This is a genomic window from Jannaschia rubra (genome assembly GCF_001403735.1).
Taxonomy (GTDB): domain Bacteria; phylum Pseudomonadota; class Alphaproteobacteria; order Rhodobacterales; family Rhodobacteraceae; genus Jannaschia; species Jannaschia rubra.
The window spans coordinates 63,469-78,739 of the sequence record NZ_CXPG01000020.1 but is presented as its reverse complement, the minus strand read 5'-3'; the positions used below and the strand labels follow the sequence as shown (position 1 = coordinate 78,739).

General features: G+C 69.6%; 20 protein-coding genes. 9 read left to right on the top strand and 11 right to left on the bottom strand.

All coding sequences use genetic code 11. The features are described from left to right. The first annotated feature begins 1 nt into the window (after position 1). The 8 genes from JAN5088_RS10010 to JAN5088_RS09975 all read left to right on the top strand — a co-directional run bounded on the left by JAN5088_RS10010 (position 2) and on the right by JAN5088_RS09975 (position 7,858). Positions 2-403, top strand: coding sequence for a hypothetical protein (locus JAN5088_RS10010; protein WP_055682679.1), 402 nt, complete (start codon positions 2-4; stop codon positions 401-403). Then, positions 400-972, top strand: coding sequence for a MotE family protein (locus JAN5088_RS10005; protein WP_055682678.1), 573 nt, complete (start codon positions 400-402; stop codon positions 970-972). Before JAN5088_RS10010 ends, JAN5088_RS10005 begins: the two co-directional genes overlap by 4 nt. 3 nt (positions 973-975) lie before the next feature. Continuing rightward, on the top strand, positions 976-1,839 hold the full coding sequence (motA, locus tag JAN5088_RS10000; RefSeq protein WP_055682677.1) for a flagellar motor stator protein MotA: 864 nt from the start codon (positions 976-978) through the stop codon (positions 1,837-1,839). After that, positions 1,836-3,590, top strand: coding sequence for a serine/threonine-protein kinase (locus JAN5088_RS09995; RefSeq protein ID WP_055682676.1), 1,755 nt, complete (start codon positions 1,836-1,838; stop codon positions 3,588-3,590). Before motA ends, JAN5088_RS09995 begins: the two co-directional genes overlap by 4 nt. Before the next feature lie 62 nt (positions 3,591-3,652). After that, complete coding sequence (locus tag JAN5088_RS09990; RefSeq protein ID WP_055682675.1) at positions 3,653-5,713, top strand: flagellar biosynthesis protein FlhA; 2,061 nt, start codon at positions 3,653-3,655, stop codon at positions 5,711-5,713. Next, positions 5,710-6,462 (top strand): flagellar biosynthetic protein FliR, encoded by a 753-nt coding sequence (locus tag JAN5088_RS09985; RefSeq protein ID WP_055682674.1) that lies wholly within the window; start codon positions 5,710-5,712, stop codon positions 6,460-6,462. The genes JAN5088_RS09990 and JAN5088_RS09985 overlap by 4 nt, the downstream gene beginning before the upstream one ends. Further along, positions 6,459-7,532 (top strand): EscU/YscU/HrcU family type III secretion system export apparatus switch protein, encoded by a 1,074-nt coding sequence (locus tag JAN5088_RS09980; RefSeq protein ID WP_055682673.1) that lies wholly within the window; start codon positions 6,459-6,461, stop codon positions 7,530-7,532. Before JAN5088_RS09985 ends, JAN5088_RS09980 begins: the two co-directional genes overlap by 4 nt. Further along, complete coding sequence (locus JAN5088_RS09975) at positions 7,529-7,858, top strand: hypothetical protein (RefSeq protein WP_055682672.1); 330 nt, start codon at positions 7,529-7,531, stop codon at positions 7,856-7,858. Before JAN5088_RS09980 ends, JAN5088_RS09975 begins: the two co-directional genes overlap by 4 nt. Before the next feature lie 32 nt (positions 7,859-7,890). Here the strand turns inward: JAN5088_RS09975 and JAN5088_RS09970 are convergent, their stop codons facing one another. From JAN5088_RS09970 to JAN5088_RS09930, 9 genes are read right to left on the bottom strand one after another with little or no spacing between them, the layout of a single operon-like run. Further along, positions 7,891-8,352: a hypothetical protein gene (locus JAN5088_RS09970; RefSeq protein ID WP_055682671.1), complete on the bottom strand. Its 462-nt coding sequence runs from the start codon at positions 8,350-8,352 to the stop codon at positions 7,891-7,893. A 2-nt stretch (positions 8,353-8,354) separates the two neighbouring features. Further along, on the bottom strand, positions 8,355-9,086 hold the full coding sequence (gene flgH / locus JAN5088_RS09965) for a flagellar basal body L-ring protein FlgH (RefSeq protein ID WP_055682670.1): 732 nt from the start codon (positions 9,084-9,086) through the stop codon (positions 8,355-8,357). A 24-nt stretch (positions 9,087-9,110) separates the two neighbouring features. Further along, the gene (gene flgA / locus JAN5088_RS09960) at positions 9,111-9,524 is read right to left on the bottom strand and encodes a flagellar basal body P-ring formation chaperone FlgA (protein ID WP_055682669.1); all 414 of its coding nucleotides are present in this window, start codon (positions 9,522-9,524) and stop codon (positions 9,111-9,113) included. Beyond that, a complete protein-coding gene (flgG, locus tag JAN5088_RS09955) occupies positions 9,521-10,306 on the bottom strand; it encodes a flagellar basal-body rod protein FlgG (protein ID WP_055682668.1) in 786 nt (261 codons plus the stop codon). The genes flgA and flgG overlap by 4 nt, the downstream gene beginning before the upstream one ends. Positions 10,307-10,316: 10 nt before the next feature. Then, the gene (locus tag JAN5088_RS09950; RefSeq protein ID WP_055682667.1) at positions 10,317-11,030 is read right to left on the bottom strand and encodes a flagellar hook-basal body complex protein; all 714 of its coding nucleotides are present in this window, start codon (positions 11,028-11,030) and stop codon (positions 10,317-10,319) included. Positions 11,031-11,032: 2 nt separating this feature from the next. Continuing rightward, positions 11,033-11,299: a flagellar biosynthetic protein FliQ gene (locus tag JAN5088_RS09945; protein ID WP_055682666.1), complete on the bottom strand. Its 267-nt coding sequence runs from the start codon at positions 11,297-11,299 to the stop codon at positions 11,033-11,035. Positions 11,300-11,306: 7 nt separating this feature from the next. Continuing rightward, positions 11,307-11,564: a flagellar hook-basal body complex protein FliE gene (gene fliE / locus JAN5088_RS09940; protein ID WP_055682665.1), complete on the bottom strand. Its 258-nt coding sequence runs from the start codon at positions 11,562-11,564 to the stop codon at positions 11,307-11,309. A gap of 38 nt (positions 11,565-11,602) precedes the next feature. After that, entirely contained in the window at positions 11,603-11,995 is a 393-nt protein-coding gene (gene flgC / locus JAN5088_RS09935) for a flagellar basal body rod protein FlgC (protein ID WP_055682664.1), read from the bottom strand. 2 nt (positions 11,996-11,997) lie between these two features. Next, positions 11,998-12,357 (bottom strand): flagellar basal body protein, encoded by a 360-nt coding sequence (locus tag JAN5088_RS09930; protein ID WP_055683312.1) that lies wholly within the window; start codon positions 12,355-12,357, stop codon positions 11,998-12,000. Positions 12,358-12,454: 97 nt separating this feature from the next. Between JAN5088_RS09930 and JAN5088_RS09925 the strand changes: the two genes are divergently transcribed. Further along, complete coding sequence (locus tag JAN5088_RS09925) at positions 12,455-13,813, top strand: FliI/YscN family ATPase (protein WP_055682663.1); 1,359 nt, start codon at positions 12,455-12,457, stop codon at positions 13,811-13,813. A 268-nt stretch (positions 13,814-14,081) separates the two neighbouring features. Here JAN5088_RS09925 and JAN5088_RS09920 read toward each other — a convergent pair whose 3' ends face one another. Continuing rightward, entirely contained in the window at positions 14,082-14,870 is a 789-nt protein-coding gene (locus JAN5088_RS09920) for a DUF1217 domain-containing protein (RefSeq protein WP_055682662.1), read from the bottom strand. Further along, positions 14,867-15,271 carry a flagellar biosynthesis repressor FlbT gene (locus tag JAN5088_RS09915; protein WP_055682661.1) on the bottom strand — a complete coding sequence of 135 codons (405 nt, stop codon included), beginning with the start codon at positions 15,269-15,271 and terminating at the stop codon, positions 14,867-14,869. Before JAN5088_RS09915 ends, JAN5088_RS09920 begins: the two co-directional genes overlap by 4 nt.

Sequence of the window (15,271 nt, the reverse complement as noted above, 5' to 3'; positions counted from 1 at the left end):
CATGCAGATCTTCAGCCTTCTTTCGGACATCCTGCTGCTCTCGGCCACGCTGGGCATGGCGCTGTGGTGTCACCTCCTCACCCGGCGCCTGCGCGGCTTCGACGACGCGGAAAAGGGGCCCGGCGCCGCCATCGCCGATCTCAAGGTGCAGGTCGACGCGCTGGCCGAACGGGTCGCCGCCACGACGCGCGCCACCGATGCGGCCGCCGAAAGCCTGCGCGCGGCCATCGTCGCCGCCGACGACCGGACCGGCCGGATGGAGATGCTGATGATCAGCCTCGGCGACCTCGAGGACCGGGGAGCGGAGCGTCTGGCGGAGGCCGCGATGGTCGACGTCGCCGTCGGGCCGATCCCGGGCTTCCGTGCGGCACGCACCGGCGACGCGGCGGGGTCGGGACGATGAGCCTCGGGATCCTGCGCCCGCTCAGACGGCTGTCGCTCGTGGCGCTCGTCGCGCTCCTGGTGCTGTCAGCGTTGAGCCGGATCGTCTCGGCCGGCCTCACCGCCCTGCCGGAGGACGAGGCGGAGACCTCCACCCGCGCGCCCGCGCTCTGCCCGCCCTCGGACGAGGTGGCGACACTTCTCAACCAGATCGCCCGCCGCGACGCCGAACTGGAGGCGCGCGAGGAGGCGCTGGCGCTGCGCGAGCAGGACGTGGTCGTCGCCCGCCAGGAGATCGCCGCATCGCTCGTGCGGATGGAGGAGGCAGAGACCCGGCTCGCCGCCCGGATGGAACGGTCATCGACGGCGTCCGACGCCGACATCGACCGTCTCGTGCAGGTCTACGAGGGAATGAAACCGAAAGACGCCGCGGCCCTGTTCGAATCGATGGAGCCGGTCTTCGCGGCCGGGTTCCTGGCCCGCATGAGTTCCGACGCGGCCGCGGCGCTCTTCTCGAACCTGTCGCCCGACAAAGCCTACGCGCTGAGCGCGATCATGGCCGGGCGCAACGCCAACGCGGCGACGGAGTAGGACATGGTCGGCATCGCAGGAATCCTCTGCATCTTCGTGATGGTCTTCGGCGGCTACCTTCTGGCCGGCGGCAAGATGGCCATCATCATGAAGACGCTGCCCTATGAGATGACGATGATCGGCGGCGCGGCCGTGGGCGCGTTTCTCGTGGGCAACAGCATGGCCGAGGTGAAGCATACGCTCAAGGACGTGGCCAAGGTCTTCAAGGGGCCGAAGTGGGCGCCCGGCGACTACCGCGACCTTCTGTGCCTGCTCTATGAACTGGTGCGCCTTGGCCGTCAGAATGCCGTCGCGCTGGAGGAGCATATAGAGACACCTGAGGAGTCGGACATCTTCGGCGCCTATCCGAAGATCACCGCCGACCGCGAGGCCGTGGCGATGATCTGCGACACCCTGCGGGCCGTGTCGATGAACTACGACGACCCCCACCAGGTCGAGGAGGTGCTGGGCGCCCGGCTGGAGGAGAACCACCACCACGCCATGCATTCGAGCCATGCGCTGCAATCCATGGCCGACAGCCTGCCGGCGCTGGGCATCGTCGCCGCCGTGCTGGGCGTCATCAAGACGATGGGTTCCATCGACCAGCCGCCCGAGGTGCTGGGCAAGCTCATCGGCGGCGCGCTGGTCGGCACTTTCCTGGGCGTGTTCCTGGCCTATGGCATCGTCGGGCCCTTCGCCCTGCGGCTCAAGGCCATCTGCGAACAGGACGCCCATTTCTACGCGCTGATCCAGGACGTGCTGGTGGCCAACCTGCACAATCATGCAACCAACATCTGCATCGAGGTCGGGCGCCAGTCGACGCCCACCCACATGCGCCCGAGCTATGCGGAACTCGAGGAAGCGCTGAAGGCGCGGAAGGCGGCATGATGCGCCGCGCCGCCCTCGCCCCCCTCGCGGTCGCGGCCCTCCTGCTCGCGCCGTTGGCCGCCCCGGCGCAGGACGTGCGCGTCCAGTCGGGGGAACACGCGGGCTTCTCGCGGCTGGTCTTCGCGGAGCGCGGCATGCGCGACTGGCGGATCGACCGCAGACCCTTCCGCAGCGTGGCGATCCGGTTCATGGGCGGCCTGCCGCCCCTCGACCTGTCGGAGGTGTTCCGTCTTATTCCCAGGACTCGCATCCGCGACCTGCGGCAGACCGAGGGTGCGCTGATACTCGACCTGGGGTGCGACTGCGGCGTGTCGGTGATGCGCGTCGCCTCCGGTCACATCGTCGTCGACGTCTCGGACGATGGAACGCTCCCCCGACCAGGCCCGCTCGCAGCGGCCCCCCTGTTGCCGCAAGTCATCCAGACCGACATGCAGCCCGGTCCCCTGGACCCCCTCTACCGCGTGGCAAAGGGCCATGCCGCGACCCGCGCCGATGGACCGTTGCAGGTGCGCATGCATCCGATGGGAGAAGTGCCCCTGCTGCCGGAATTCGCGGCTGCGGAGGCCCCCGCGCAGCCGCTGGACGCATGCCCGATCGAGACGCTGGCGGTCCAGTCGCTCCAGTCCGACCCGTCCACGGCGCTGAGGGAACTGACGGGGATGGCAGCGGGCGTGCTGACGGACGAACATCTGCCGGACGGTCGTGGCATCCTCGATCTCTCGCAGGCCTATCTGAGGGTGGGCTGGGGGGCCGAGGCGTCCATGGTCGCACGGATGGTGACGGGCGAACGGCCGGCCATCGACACGGTGGCCGCCGCACTCGACGGGGAGCCGCGGAGTCCCGACATGGCGGTGGACCCCGGCTGCGGCCCGGCCACCGCGCTGATCTCCCTGCTGCTGGGCGGCCCGGTTCCCGATTGGGATCGCGCCGACGAGCCGGCCTTCGTGGCCTTTCTCGACAGTCTGCCGCCGGCGCGGTGGACGGCCGTGGAGCCGGACCTGCGTGCCGCACTCCGGCCCCTCGGCCGAGAAGAACTTCTGGTGGGCCTCGGGCCCGCGCCGAACCGTGATACGGAACCGCCGAAGGATGCGGCCGACCGTGCGGCAGGGACGGATCTTGCCGCGATCCGCGCCGCGACCGACCTGCTGCGGACGGCAAACGCCCGCGACGAACCCTCGTCCGAGACGCATCTGGTCAACGCGGTGGCGCTTCTGCCCTCCACCCCGGAGGGGGAGGATCGGACCGCGCTGGAGGAAGCGCTGGCCACGGCCTTCGTGCTGTCGCGCCGCCCGGCGGAGGCCGTCGAGATGGTCGCACGGGGGCAAGCCGATGCCGCCCGTCTCGTGGATCTCGCGCTCTCTCGACTGGAGCCAGCGGCAGCAGCCGAATTCGCCGTGCGCCTTCGTCCCCATCTGGCGGGTGGGGCGCCGCAGCGGTCGGTCGCGGCCGATCTCTTCCGCGAGTTGGGCGTTGTGGAGGCGGCGCGTGGTTTCGTGGCCCCGGGCCGGGTAACGGAGCCTGCCCCGCCACGGGAGGACGGCGGTCCGCGCGACCCCTGGCTGGCGCGCGATCTGACCGCTGTGGCCGCCGTTCCGGAGGAAGACCGCGACGCGCGCAGCCGGCTTGCCGGAACCATCGTCGCGCAGAACGCGGCCGAGACGCCCGAGACCGATCTGGCCCGCGCGGCCGACGCGCTCGACCGCAGCCGCGTCCTGTCGGAGCGGATCGCCGCGCTGCTGGCGACACCCTGAGCGTAACCGCCCGTTAACTACCCGTCGTCCAGAAGGGAATCGCCGCACGAGGGAGTCGCCGCATGAGATCGCTTTTCCAACCGACGGTCCTGATGGCGCTGGCCCTCATGGCGATCATCCTGATGATGATCCTGCCGATGCCGTCCTGGGTTCTGGACGTGGGTCTGTCGGCCAGCTTCGCCATCGCAATCCTTATCTTCACCACTACGCTCTTCATCGAACGTCCGCTGGATTTCTCTGCATTCCCCACGATCCTGCTCGCCTCGCTGATGCTGCGGCTGTCGCTCAACGTGTCGTCGACCAAGCTCATCATCGGGCAGGGCCACACCGGGACGGACGCGGCAGGCAAGGTGATCGAGGGTTTCGCAAGCTTCGTCATGGGCGGAAGCATCGCCTTGGGCCTCGTCGTGTTCGGTGTGCTGCTGATCGTGAACTTCATGGTCATCACCAAGGGCGCCACGCGAATGGCCGAGGTGGGGGCGCGGTTCGCACTCGACGGCATGCCGGGCAAGCAGCTCGCCATCGACAGCGACATGTCGGCGGGCGCCATCGACCACGAGGAGGCCAAGCGCCGGCGCGAGGTCGAACTGGCCGAGACGACGTTCTTCGGATCGCTCGACGGCGCGTCGAAATTCGTCAAGGGCGACGCCATCGCGGGCCTTCTGATCACGCTGCTCAACCTCATCGTGGGCCTGTCGGCGGGCATGATCGCGCATGGCATGCCCATCGGCCAGGCGGTCGAGACCTATGCCATCCTGACGGTGGGCGACGGGCTGGTGTCGCAGATCCCGGCGGTCATCATCTCGATCGCCTCGGGTCTTCTGCTGGCGCGCGGCGGCGGCAAGGGAGCGGTGGACAAGGACATCGTGGCGCAGATCGGCCGGCACCCCGCCGCGCTCTGTACCGTGGCGCTCATCATGATGGTCTTCGCGCTGGTGCCGGGGCTTCCGTTCCTGCCCTTCACCGTGGGCGCGGCGATCCTCGGAGGTGCGGCCTTCCTGCGGTTCCGGACGCTGGCGAAACCCGACAGGCCCGAGATCGACGACCTGGCGCCAGTCCCCATGGAGCGGGAGATCGGCGACGTGCTGGCGCTCGACGACATCCGGGTGGAGTTCGCGCTTGATCTCGTGGACCTGGCGCTCGATCCGTCGAACGGGTTGGAGGGGCGCATGACCGGCCTTCGCAACCACATCGCGGAACGCTTCGGCATCATCCTTCCCGAGATCCGGCTGACCGACGACCAGGGCCTGCCCTCGGGCACCTATGTCATCCGCATCCAAGGCGTCGAGGCGGCACGCGACCGGCTGGAGCGCGACCATGTGCTGCTCCTGACGGGCGCGGGCACGCCGGCGGAAGTGCCGGGCCGCGCCGTGAAGGAGCCGGTCTATGGCGCACCCGCACGCTGGATCCCGGCCTCCGCCGCCGCCGAGCTGCTGGGCGAGACGATCGTCACACCGGGCGAGGTGCTGGCCACGCATCTGCTGGAGGTCATCAAGTCGAACTTCCCGCGCCTTCTGGGCCTCAAGGGGCTGCAACGCCTGCTCGACGCCTTCACCAAGGTCTCCTCGCCCGAGAAGTCCGTGGCCAACCGGCGGCTGCTGGAGGACCTCGTGCCCTCGAAGGTGTCGCCGGAGCTTCTGCTCTCGGTGCTGCGGCTTCTGCTGGCGGAGCGGGTGTCGGTGCGCAACCTGCCCGTGATCCTGGAGGCCATCGCCGAGCGGCGCGACAGCGGCATGTCACCGGACGAGATCGCCGAGCATGTCCGTCACCGCCTGTCGGCGCAGATCACGGCCGAGCTCAAGCGCGCGGACGGGACGCTGCCGCTCATCCAGCTGTCGCCCGAATGGGAAGCCGCGTTCGAGCGGCACCAGCTCGACGGGGCGGCCGGGCGCAGCGACGTGGCGCTGCCGCCCGACCTGTTCCAGAAGCTGGCGGTCGGCCTGTCGCAGAGCCTGGGTCAGGCCGCCGAGCAGGGCAGCCATGCGGCCATCGTGACCTCGGCGCGACGGCGGCGGTTCCTCCATGAGGTGATGGCTGCGCGCGGCCTGTCCAACCCGGTCATCGCCTACGAGGAGATCGGACCGGGCAACACCCCCGCCATCCTCGGCTCCGTCGCCGCATGATCGAGGCGGCACTGACGCTTCACGACCTGGCCGCGCCGATCCTCGCGCAGCTGTTCGCGGTGTTCCTGCGGGTGGGTGGCATGATGCTGCTGCTGCCGGGGCTGGGCGACCGGCTGATCCCAATGCGGGTGCGGCTGATGGCGGCCTTCGCGCTTTCGGCCGCGGTGGCGCCGTCGGTGCCCCTGCCCGAAGCGACGGGCATTGGCCTGATCGCCGTCGAGGTGACGGTGGGCCTCGCCTTCGGGGCGGTGCTGCGCTTCACCGCCGGGGCGCTATCGATGGCGGGGATGATGGCCGCGCAACTCACGTCGCTCTCGCAGCTTTTCGGCGGGGTCGAGCCGTCGTCGGCCATGGGCAACCTGCTCAACCTAGCTGGACTCGCACTGTTGATGGCGTCCGGCCTGCCGCTGATGGTGGTGGACCTGCTGATCCGCAGCTATGACGTGCTGCCGCAGGGAATGGCACTGCCGGCCGGCGACCTCGCAGCCTGGGGCGTGGGGCGGATGGCGCATGCCTTCGCGCTGGCCTTCGCGCTGGCGGCCCCCTTCGCGCTGGCGGCACTGGTCTACAACGCGGCCATGGGCGTCATCAACCGCGCCATGCCGCAACTGATGGTCGCCATGGTCGGCGCGCCTGCGATCACCTGGGCCAGCATGGTGCTGCTGATGCTGGCCGCGCCGCTGATGCTGTCGGTGTGGAAGGGCGCGATGCTGTCGGTGCTGGGCGACCCGATGGGCGGCCTGCCATGAGCCAGGACGACGGCGCCGAACGCAGCCACGAGGCGACACCCCAGAAGCTGCAGGAGGCGCGGCGGAAGGGGGAGCTGGTCAAGTCGCAGGATCTTGCCGCCTGGGCCGGATACCTGGGCGCGCTGCTTTGCCTGGTGCTGGTCGCGCCCGGCGCGGGGCGGCGGCTGGTCGATCTGGGCGGCACGCTGCTGGATCGGGCCGACACCCTGTCGATGCCGCTGCGAACGGGCGGTCCGGGGCAAGGCGGCGCCGTCCTCGTCGAGGCGATGACCGTGATCGGCCTCCTGGCCCTTCCGGGCGCGGCGCTGGTGCTGGGGGTACTGATCGCGCAGGGCGCCATCGTGGTAGCGCCGGAGAAACTGGGCTTCAAGCTGTCACGGATTTCGGTGCTGGCCAACGCCAAGAACAAGTTCGGGCCCTCGGGCCTGTTCGAATTCGCCAAGTCGGCGGTGAAGATGATGCTGTTCGGCGGGCTGATGGTCTGGTTCATGGTGCGCCACGCCGACCGCTTCGTGATCGCCGCCACGGGCGACCCGAGGGCCATTCCGGGGCTGATGCCGCAGCTTCTGGCGGAGTTCGTCATCGTCGTCGTCATCCTGTCGGGGGTCATCGCGGCGGTGGATTACCTCTGGCAGCGTCACACCCACCTCGCCAAGAACCGGATGACCCGGCAGGAGGTCCTCGACGAGATGAAGCAGTCCGACGGCGATCCGCACCTGAAGGCCAAGCGCCGTCAGAAGGCCGAGGAGATCGCGATGAACCAGATGCTGGGTGACGTCCCGGATGCGACGGTGATCGTGGTGAACCCGACGCATTACGCCGTGGCGCTCAAGTGGTCGCCGCTCGACCCTTCGCCGCCGGTCTGCCTGGCCAAGGGGGTGGACCACGTGGCCGCGCGCATCCGCGAGGCAGCGACCGAGGCAGGCGTGCCGATCTTCAGCGACCCACCCACGGCGCGCGCGCTGCATGCCGCGGTCGATGTGGGCTCTCCCATCGACCGGGAGCATTTCGCCGCCGTCGCCGTGGCGATCCGCTTCGCCCGCGCGCTGTCGGGTGAGGGCCGCAGATGACCCGTGATCCGCTGGACATGCTGGGGCAGCTTGCGGGACTGCGCGCCGACCGCTCGGCCGCGCGGTTGGCGAAGGTGCAGGTGCTGATCGACCGGCTGCAGGGCAAGCTGGACGCGCTGCGGAATGCGGCGCCGGGGACACCTGGCTCCATCGCGGAGGCGGTCATGCGCGACCGCTGGCATCGCTGGCGGGCCGGGCAGATCGCGGAGCTGAACCTGCAGATCGCGCGACTGGAGGGGATCGCCCAGCCCCACCGGGAGGCCCATGCCCGCGACGCCGCGCGGCAGGCGGTGCTGGAGCGGCTGAAGAAAAAGGCCCGCCGCTGAACGACGGGCCCTTGGTTGCCGATTGCGGCGCGTCAGCCCGCCTGGCGGGCCATCGACACGATCAGGATGCGCGCGCTGTCGTCGCCCAGGGTGCGGGCCAGCACGTCGTCGAGCCGGGCACGCAGGCGGTTCATCGACAGCGGGTCGGTGAAGTCGCCGTCGAAGCCGCCGAGGCTCGCATGCAGGAACAGCGCTTCGTTCAGGCCGTCGCGGATCACCGGCTCGCGCAGGTAGATCTTCTCCTCGGTCGAGCGGCCGGATTCGACGCCCAGCGACAGGATCGCGTGGCTCCAGACCCGGCCGTCGCGCAGGACGGGCACGACGAAGCCGTCGCGGAAGGTCACGACGACATCCTGCGTCGGCGCGTTGGGGGCGGGGTCGTGCGGGACCTCCGCCTCCTCCGACGCCGCGGGAGCGGGCCGGAGGAAATGGCCCGCCGCGGCCCCGCCACCGAGCGACAGGACCACGACGAGGATGGGCAGGAGCTTGCCCATGATCAGAACGGCAGCACGATGTCGGCGACCTGCTGGCCGTAGCGGGGCTGCTGCACGTCGGTGATCTGGCCGCGTCCGCCATAGGAGATGCGCGCGGCGGCGATCTTGTCGTAGGTGATCTCGTTCTGGCGCGAGATGTCGCCCGGGCGGACGTAGCCCGTGACCAGCATCTCGCGCAGCTCGAAGTTCACACGGACTTCCTGCCGGCCCTCGATCCGCAGAACGCCGTTGGGCTGGACGTCGACGACGGTGGCCGCGACGCGCAGCATCAGACGTTCCTTGCGGCGCACGCCGCCCGCTCCCTTGGAGGAGCTCTGCGACGAGGTGCCGACGGCATTGGCCAGGCTCGACCCCTCGGGCATGCTGTCCTGTACCGCCTGGGGCAGCCCGAACAGCTCGGGCATCTGGAGCGATTCGGAGCCGCTTCGCGAGCGGTTGCTGGCGTTGTCGATCTCGGCGCGCTCGTCGATCTCGACCACGACGGTCAGGATGTCGCCGCGCACGCTGGCCCGGCGGTCGCCCAGCAGCGACTGGCGGTTCCCCGTCCAGAGCGAGGAGGCGCGCAGGGGGTCACGCTCGGCCAGGATGTCCACGGGCGGAGGGGCCGCCATGGCAAGGCTTTCGTTGCTGCGCGTGACCGGCGTCATCTCGGGCGGCTGGCCCACGTCGGAGAGGCGGCCGCAGGCGGTCGTGCCGATCAGCACGGCCAGCAGGATCGGGAGGGTGGATTTCATCGGGGGCTCCGTTCTGGAAAGGGGTCAGTTGACGACGACCGCGCCGGTCGCGGTGGCGACGCCGGTCACGGTCGAGCGGGAGGAGAGGTTCATGACGCGCACCGCCTCGCCCTCGCCCGCGCGGCCGAGGGCCCGGCCTTCGAGCGTGATGACGAGGCCGCCGCGCCGGAAGACGAGGGGCACGACGGCGTTGCGTTCGACCACGGTGGGCAGGCCCACGTCGCGGACGAGCACGGGACGGCCGGGATAGAGGTTCACGCGCGCCTCCATCCCGATGAGGTCGCGGGGGTCGGCGAAACCGTCGGCGTTTTCCACCTCGCCGAAGGCCAGGTCGTCGGACGACAGCATGGCGCCTGCGCGGACGGGGTGGACCACGGTGACCGACTGCGCGGCCGCGGGACCGGCGAGCAACGCGAGGAGGAGGGCCGCGCGGATCATCGGATCTGCGTCGTGGCCGACATCATCTGATCGGCGGCGGTGATGACCTTGGCGTTCATCTCGTAGCCGCGCTGCGCCTCGATCAACTGTGTGATCTCGCGCACGGCGTCGACGGAGCTGTCCTCGAGGTATCCCTGACGGAAGAAGCCGAGCCCGTCCTCGCCCGGAAAGCCCACGAGGGGCGCGCCCGAGGCGCCGGTTTCGCCGTAAAGGTTGGAGCCGAGCGCCTCGAGCCCCTTCTCGTTGGTGAAGCCTACGAGGCTCAGCTGGCCCAGAAGCTCGGGCTCCACCCGGTCGGCGAAATAGGCATAGACCTCGCCTTCGGGGTTGATGGTGATGGAGCGCGTGTCGTCAGGGATCGTGATGTCGGGCACGACCGGATGGCCGTCGGAGGTGACGAGCAGGCCGTCGCCCGTCCGCTTGAGCGCGCCGTCGCGGGTATAGGCCGGCGCGCCCGAGGGCATCGTGACTTCGATGTAGCCGCGCCCCTCGATGGCGAGGTCGAGATCGCCGCCGGTCTGGCCGAGCGATCCCTGCGCCACCTCCATCGTGACGGCGGTGGGGCGCACGCCGAGGCCCAGCTGCACGCCCACGGGCACGATGGCGCCGGTGGAGGCGGCGATGGCGCCGGCGCGCGTCACCTGCTGGTAGTGCAGGTCGGCGAATTCGGCACGGCGGGCGTTGTAGCCGGTGGTGTTCATGTTCGCGAGGTTGTTCGAGATCACCTCGACCCGCGTCTGCTGGGCGGCCATGCCGGTCGCCGCGATACTCAGTGCACGCATGGGTGCCTCCTCATTGATCCATAAGGCGGAGCATGGCCTGCATCCGCTCGTGTTCACGGTCCATGAACCCCTGCCCCATCTGGTAGGCGTTCTGGACGGCGACCATGCGGGCCACCTCCATCACGGGGTTCACGTTCGACGATTCCAGGAACCCTTGCTTGACGCCGGGGGTCTCGACCGGGGTGTAGTCCTCGGCCGCGAACATGGTGCCGGCGCGGCGGGACATGGCACCCGGATCGGCGGGCATCACAACCGCCACGCGGGCGATGGGTTGACCGTCGGCCGACACGGTGCCGTCGGCGCCGACGCTGACGGCGCGGGCATCGGGGGGTACGAAGACAGGCGCGCCGCTCTCGTCGAGCAAGGGGTGGCCCTCGGCCGTCTGCACGCCGCCGTCCGGTCCGGCCACGAAGGAGCCCGCCCGCGTCAGATGCGGAGTGCCCGCGACGTCGACGAGGAAATAGCCCTCGCCCTCGATCGCGAGGTCGAGCGTGCCGCCGGTGAGGTCCAGCCCGCCCTGCTCGAAGCGCGTCTGGCGCCCCGTGGCATGGGCGAAGGACACCGATGGGGAATGGCGGTCACCTCCGATGACGTGTTCGGAGAAGATCAACCCTTCGGCGCGGTAGCCGGTGGTATTGGCGTTCGCGATGTTCTGGGCGATCACCTCCATTTCGCGCAACAGCCCGGCCTGTCGGCCCAGTGTCGGATAGATGCCGTCTGCCATGGTCAGTACCCCTGGATGATCGGGACGAGCGTGTCGGTGAAGTAACGGCCGAGCGTCAGCGTCATGAACCCCATCGACACCCAGAAGACGCCGAGGATTGCAGCCATCTTGGGAACGAAGGTCAGCGTCATCTCCTGGATGGAGGTGAGCGCCTGCAGGAGGCCGATGGCGAGGCCCACGGCCAGCGCCACGCCCAGGATCGGGGCGGAGATCATCACCGCGATCCAGAGGCCCTGTCGCAGGGTGTCATAGAACAGAAGCTCGGACATGCGTCTGTCAGACCTGCATCCGCAGGATTTCCTGATAGGCCTCGACCACGCGGTCGCGGATCGTCGTCACCGTGTCGATGGCGAGCTGCCCTTCCGCCATTGCGGTGACGAGCGCGTGGGGGTCCGCGCCCCCGGTGACGGCGGCGCCGGCCTGCGTCTCGGCGCGGGCGAGCATGTCGGTGAAGCCGGACACGGCCTCGGCTGCGGGGTTCGGTCGGGACACGGGGCTTCCGCCCGGTCCCGCCTGGATGGGGTTAAGGTCCATTCTGGCCTCCTGATGTGGTGGGTCGTGGGGTGCGGGTCCTACCGCTTGAGGACGTCCATGAGCTGGGACGACATGCGCCGCACCTGCTCGAACATCTTGAGGTTCGCCTCGTAGCTGCGCTGCGCCTCGCGCGCGTCGGCGAGTTCGGTGACGATCTCCACGTTGGAGCCGTCGTGATAGCCGTCGGCATCCGCCATCGGATGTGCAGGGTCGTGGATACGGGGCAGGACGCCCTGTTGCAGGCGCACGGGCCCCGTTTCGATCGCGCCGCTGCGGTGGCCGTTCTCGACCTCGGCGCGGAACTCGACCGTCTTGCGGCGATAGCCGGGCGTGTCCACGTTGGCGATGTTCTCGGCAATGTGGCGCAGGCGCTGGCCCTGCCCGCGCATGCCCGATGACAGGACGCCCAGGGCGTCGGAGAACTCAGCCATGGCTATCTCTTCCCGAGGCTGGCGCGCAGCATGTCGAGGCTGCTGCGGTAGACGGTGATGGCGCGGTCGTGGACACGTGCCGCCTCGATCCCGCGCAACACCTGATCCTCCAGATCGACGGTGTTGCCGTTGGGGTCGGCGCCCGCGTCGCGGATCTCATGGCTGGCATCCGTGCGGGTCGCGCCGGCGAAGTGGGCGGCGCTGGTGCGACGCAGGGCGAAGCCGTCGTCGGGGGAAAAGGCATCCATGTCGCGGGCGCGGAAGCCCGGCGTATCGGCGTTCGCCACATTCGTGGCGATCACGGCCTGACGGCTGGCCGCATGTCGGGCGGCACTGGCGGCAAGGCCAAGAATGGCGGGCATCTCGTTCACGTGGGCAACTCCTTCGTCGTCCGTGAAACGAAGCCTTAAGACTGATTCCTTTAGAAATCGTTTCAAGCGCCCAACCGGAGTTCCCGCCGTGACCCAGACCGACGTCCCGCCCGCCGACCCCTTCGCCTCCCTGCGCGCGCAGGTCGCGTCGATCCGGGCGGCCTGTCCGCTCGGCCGGATCGCCAGCCTCGATCCTTCGGGGTTCGTGGTCGAGGGGCTGTCGGACCATGCCCTGCTGGGCGATGAGCTGGTCTACGAGGACGCCGCCGGCGCCGTGCAGCGGGCCGAGGTGTCGCGCCTGGACCGCGGCAGCCTGCGGGCGACGCCCTTCGGCGCGGCCGATGGCCTGCGCATCGGGTTGCCGGTCCGGCCCGCGGGCGGGCCGCGCGTCAGCCCGCACGACGGATGGATCGGGCGGATCGTCGATCCCTTCGGTCGCGCGCTGGACGACCGGCCCCTTGCGCCCGGCGTTCCGGTGTCGCTGCGCGCACCCGCGCCCGCGCCCGCCCGCCGCAGGGGCATGGGCGCCCGCCTGTCCACGGGCCTTGCCGTCTTCGATACCATGCTGCCCATTGCCATGGGCCAGCGGATCGGCCTGTTCGCAGGATCGGGGGTCGGGAAATCGACCCTGCTGGGCGACCTGGCCCGCAACATGGAGGCGGACGTCTGCGTCCTGGCCCTGGTCGGCGAACGGGGGCGGGAGGTGTCGGATTTCGTCCGCAAGGTGCTGGGCCCGGAAGGCATGGCGCGCACCGTGGTGGTCGCCGCGACGTCGGACATGCCCGCCAACATGCGCCGCCGGTGCGCCTTCACCGCGCTGGCGGTGGCGGAACATTTCCGCGACCGGGGGCGTCGCGTCCTGTTCCTGTGCGACAGCCTGACCCGTTTGGCGGAGGCCCACCGGGAGGTGGCGACCGCTGCGGGCGAGGAGGCATCGCTGCGTGGCCATCCCCCCAGCCTGACGCCGCTGCTCGCATCGCTGTGCGAACGGGCCGGTCCGGGGGAAGGGGCGCAAGGCGACATCACCGCCGTCTTCACCGTGCTGGTGGCCGGGTCGGACATGGAGGAGCCGGTGGCCGACATCGTGCGCGGGCAGCTCGACGGCCATGTCGTCCTTTCGCGCGAGATCGCGGAGGCAGGGCGGTTCCCGGCCGTGGACGTCCTGCGGTCGGTGTCGCGCAGCCTGCCGGGCTGCGCCGCGGCGGAGGAAAACGTCCTGATCGGCGAAGTCCGCAAGATCCTGGGCGTCCATGACAGGACTGACCTGATGGTCACGTCGGGACTCTATGAGCGCGGGTCGAACCCGGAGGTGGACCGGGCCACCGCTCTCGTGCCGCGCCTGAACGAGGTCTTCACGGCACGTGGCCTGACCCGGCCCTCCGACGGGTTCCGCCTTCTGGCCGGCCTTCTGGGGCGACCCTATTCGGGCGGGGCAGCGACGGCCTAGGGGGCGGGCGGCGGCTAACGGGTGCTTCGGGCAAGTCCAAAGTGGCGCAAGGACGGCGCCGCCCGGTGATGTGAGCTGCGCATGGCAGGTGCGATGGCATCGGCGCCTGACGACTGATGATGTTGTGGGTTCGGGCACCGTGTCTGCCCGCGCCCCCAAGCGCGACCCGATGTGTCAGCCAAGTTCTGCCTTATCGTCCGACGGAACGGCCCGCCCGCCGCTTCGCTTCGATGGTTCCGCGGCGCAAACGTCGGCGCCGCCGAAGCGTTCAGAACCCGCGGAGGAGGACGAGCGCGGGCGAGGTTACGGCCGAGGCCTGATCGGCCATGCCGGCCATCGCCGTATAACGGTCGAGCAGCCGCCCCAAGGTTTCGGGACTGGCCAGTTCGGAGACGTCGCGCGTGCCGAAGACACTTTCGGACCGCTCCATGAAGGTTTCGATCTGACGGTCGATGGGAAGCGTGGCGAAGGCTTGCGGCAGGTTGAGCGCGGTTTCCATCACCTTGCGCAGCGGCGCTGTCCCCATGACGGTAAACCATTTGGTGCGGTTCGATCCCGTGGCCATGGCCAGCGCCGGAAGTTCGCGCTCCGCATTCAGGGCAAGACGCATCGTCTCGTTCGTCTGGCCCATGTCGGATTCGAACTTCTGCGACTTGTAACGGGCGGCGATGCGGTCGGCGAAATCCGAAAGCCCCGTGTTGGGAACCGGAAAGTCGCCGAACCCGAAGGCACGCGACAGGTCGCGGTAGCGCTTGTCGCTGAGCCGGTTGGCGAGGGCCTTCGGGTCGGTGGTCCCCTCCTCCAGCACCTTGCGGATCAGGAATTTGTTACCGACGTCGTCGTCGAGCCCGAAAGCCCCAAGCGCGACCGACAGGAGCCGGAAATCCCGCACCAGGTCTTCGGCGGTCTGCACCGAGCCGATCTTCTCACGGAAGTAGTCGAGGTCGCGCTGCAGGGTCGGACTGTCGCCGTGGGCCTTCCGCTGGCTTTCCACCGTGTTCTGGAGGAAGCGCCAACCGGCAAGGCCGCCGGTCGGCACAAAGGGCTGGAAGGTCATGCCCGCGCGACGGAGAGGAGCACCGCCTCTCTCTGACGCAGGCGACCGAGGAGGCGCAGCGCCTGATAGAACTGGCCGCCCCGAAGGTGCACGGTCAATTCATCGATCAGCGTACGATCGTCTCCGGCAACGAAGGCGTGACGCAACGGTCCCAGCGCGGCGATCGTGTCCGGCAGCGCTTCGGCAGGCGCGAGCTCCCCGATCAGCATCATCTGCACGGTATGGGCGAGCCGGCCGACAGGGGTGGTCGCTGCCGCCGGATCGATGGCGTCGCGCAGGCGCAGGAGCTGCGTCTCCGGAGTGAGGACGCGAAGGCGGGCCCCCCGTCCGACGTTCTCAATGACGGCGCCATTGAGGACGATCCGGTCACCTGCCGGAAACTTGAGCATCAGGCCGGCCAT

Excerpts from the sequence above, each read along its gene's own strand:
- JAN5088_RS09930 (WP_055683312.1), bottom strand. The coding sequence starts at position 12,357 with ATGCCCGCCATTCTTGGCCTTGCCGCCAGTGCCGCCCGACATGCGGCC.
- JAN5088_RS09985 (WP_055682674.1), top strand. The coding sequence starts at position 5,710 with ATGATCGAGGCGGCACTGACGCTTCACGACCTGGCCGCGCCGATCCTC.
- JAN5088_RS10010 (WP_055682679.1), top strand. The coding sequence starts at position 2 with ATGCAGATCTTCAGCCTTCTTTCGGACATCCTGCTGCTCTCGGCCACG.
- JAN5088_RS09920 (WP_055682662.1), bottom strand. The coding sequence starts at position 14,870 with ATGACCTTCCAGCCCTTTGTGCCGACCGGCGGCCTTGCCGGTTGGCGC.
- flgA (WP_055682669.1), bottom strand. The coding sequence starts at position 9,524 with ATGATCCGCGCGGCCCTCCTCCTCGCGTTGCTCGCCGGTCCCGCGGCC.
- fliE (WP_055682665.1), bottom strand. The coding sequence starts at position 11,564 with ATGGACCTTAACCCCATCCAGGCGGGACCGGGCGGAAGCCCCGTGTCC.
- flgC (WP_055682664.1), bottom strand. The coding sequence starts at position 11,995 with ATGGCTGAGTTCTCCGACGCCCTGGGCGTCCTGTCATCGGGCATGCGC.
- flgG (WP_055682668.1), bottom strand. The coding sequence starts at position 10,306 with ATGCGTGCACTGAGTATCGCGGCGACCGGCATGGCCGCCCAGCAGACG.
- JAN5088_RS09975 (WP_055682672.1), top strand. The coding sequence starts at position 7,529 with ATGACCCGTGATCCGCTGGACATGCTGGGGCAGCTTGCGGGACTGCGC.
- JAN5088_RS10005 (WP_055682678.1), top strand. The coding sequence starts at position 400 with ATGAGCCTCGGGATCCTGCGCCCGCTCAGACGGCTGTCGCTCGTGGCG.
- JAN5088_RS09995 (WP_055682676.1), top strand. The coding sequence starts at position 1,836 with ATGATGCGCCGCGCCGCCCTCGCCCCCCTCGCGGTCGCGGCCCTCCTG.
- JAN5088_RS09970 (WP_055682671.1), bottom strand. The coding sequence starts at position 8,352 with ATGGGCAAGCTCCTGCCCATCCTCGTCGTGGTCCTGTCGCTCGGTGGC.
- JAN5088_RS09980 (WP_055682673.1), top strand. The coding sequence starts at position 6,459 with ATGAGCCAGGACGACGGCGCCGAACGCAGCCACGAGGCGACACCCCAG.
- motA (WP_055682677.1), top strand. The coding sequence starts at position 976 with ATGGTCGGCATCGCAGGAATCCTCTGCATCTTCGTGATGGTCTTCGGC.
- JAN5088_RS09945 (WP_055682666.1), bottom strand. The coding sequence starts at position 11,299 with ATGTCCGAGCTTCTGTTCTATGACACCCTGCGACAGGGCCTCTGGATC.
- JAN5088_RS09990 (WP_055682675.1), top strand. The coding sequence starts at position 3,653 with ATGAGATCGCTTTTCCAACCGACGGTCCTGATGGCGCTGGCCCTCATG.
- JAN5088_RS09950 (WP_055682667.1), bottom strand. The coding sequence starts at position 11,030 with ATGGCAGACGGCATCTATCCGACACTGGGCCGACAGGCCGGGCTGTTG.
- JAN5088_RS09915 (WP_055682661.1), bottom strand. The coding sequence starts at position 15,271 with ATGGCCGGCCTGATGCTCAAGTTTCCGGCAGGTGACCGGATCGTCCTC.
- flgH (WP_055682670.1), bottom strand. The coding sequence starts at position 9,086 with ATGAAATCCACCCTCCCGATCCTGCTGGCCGTGCTGATCGGCACGACC.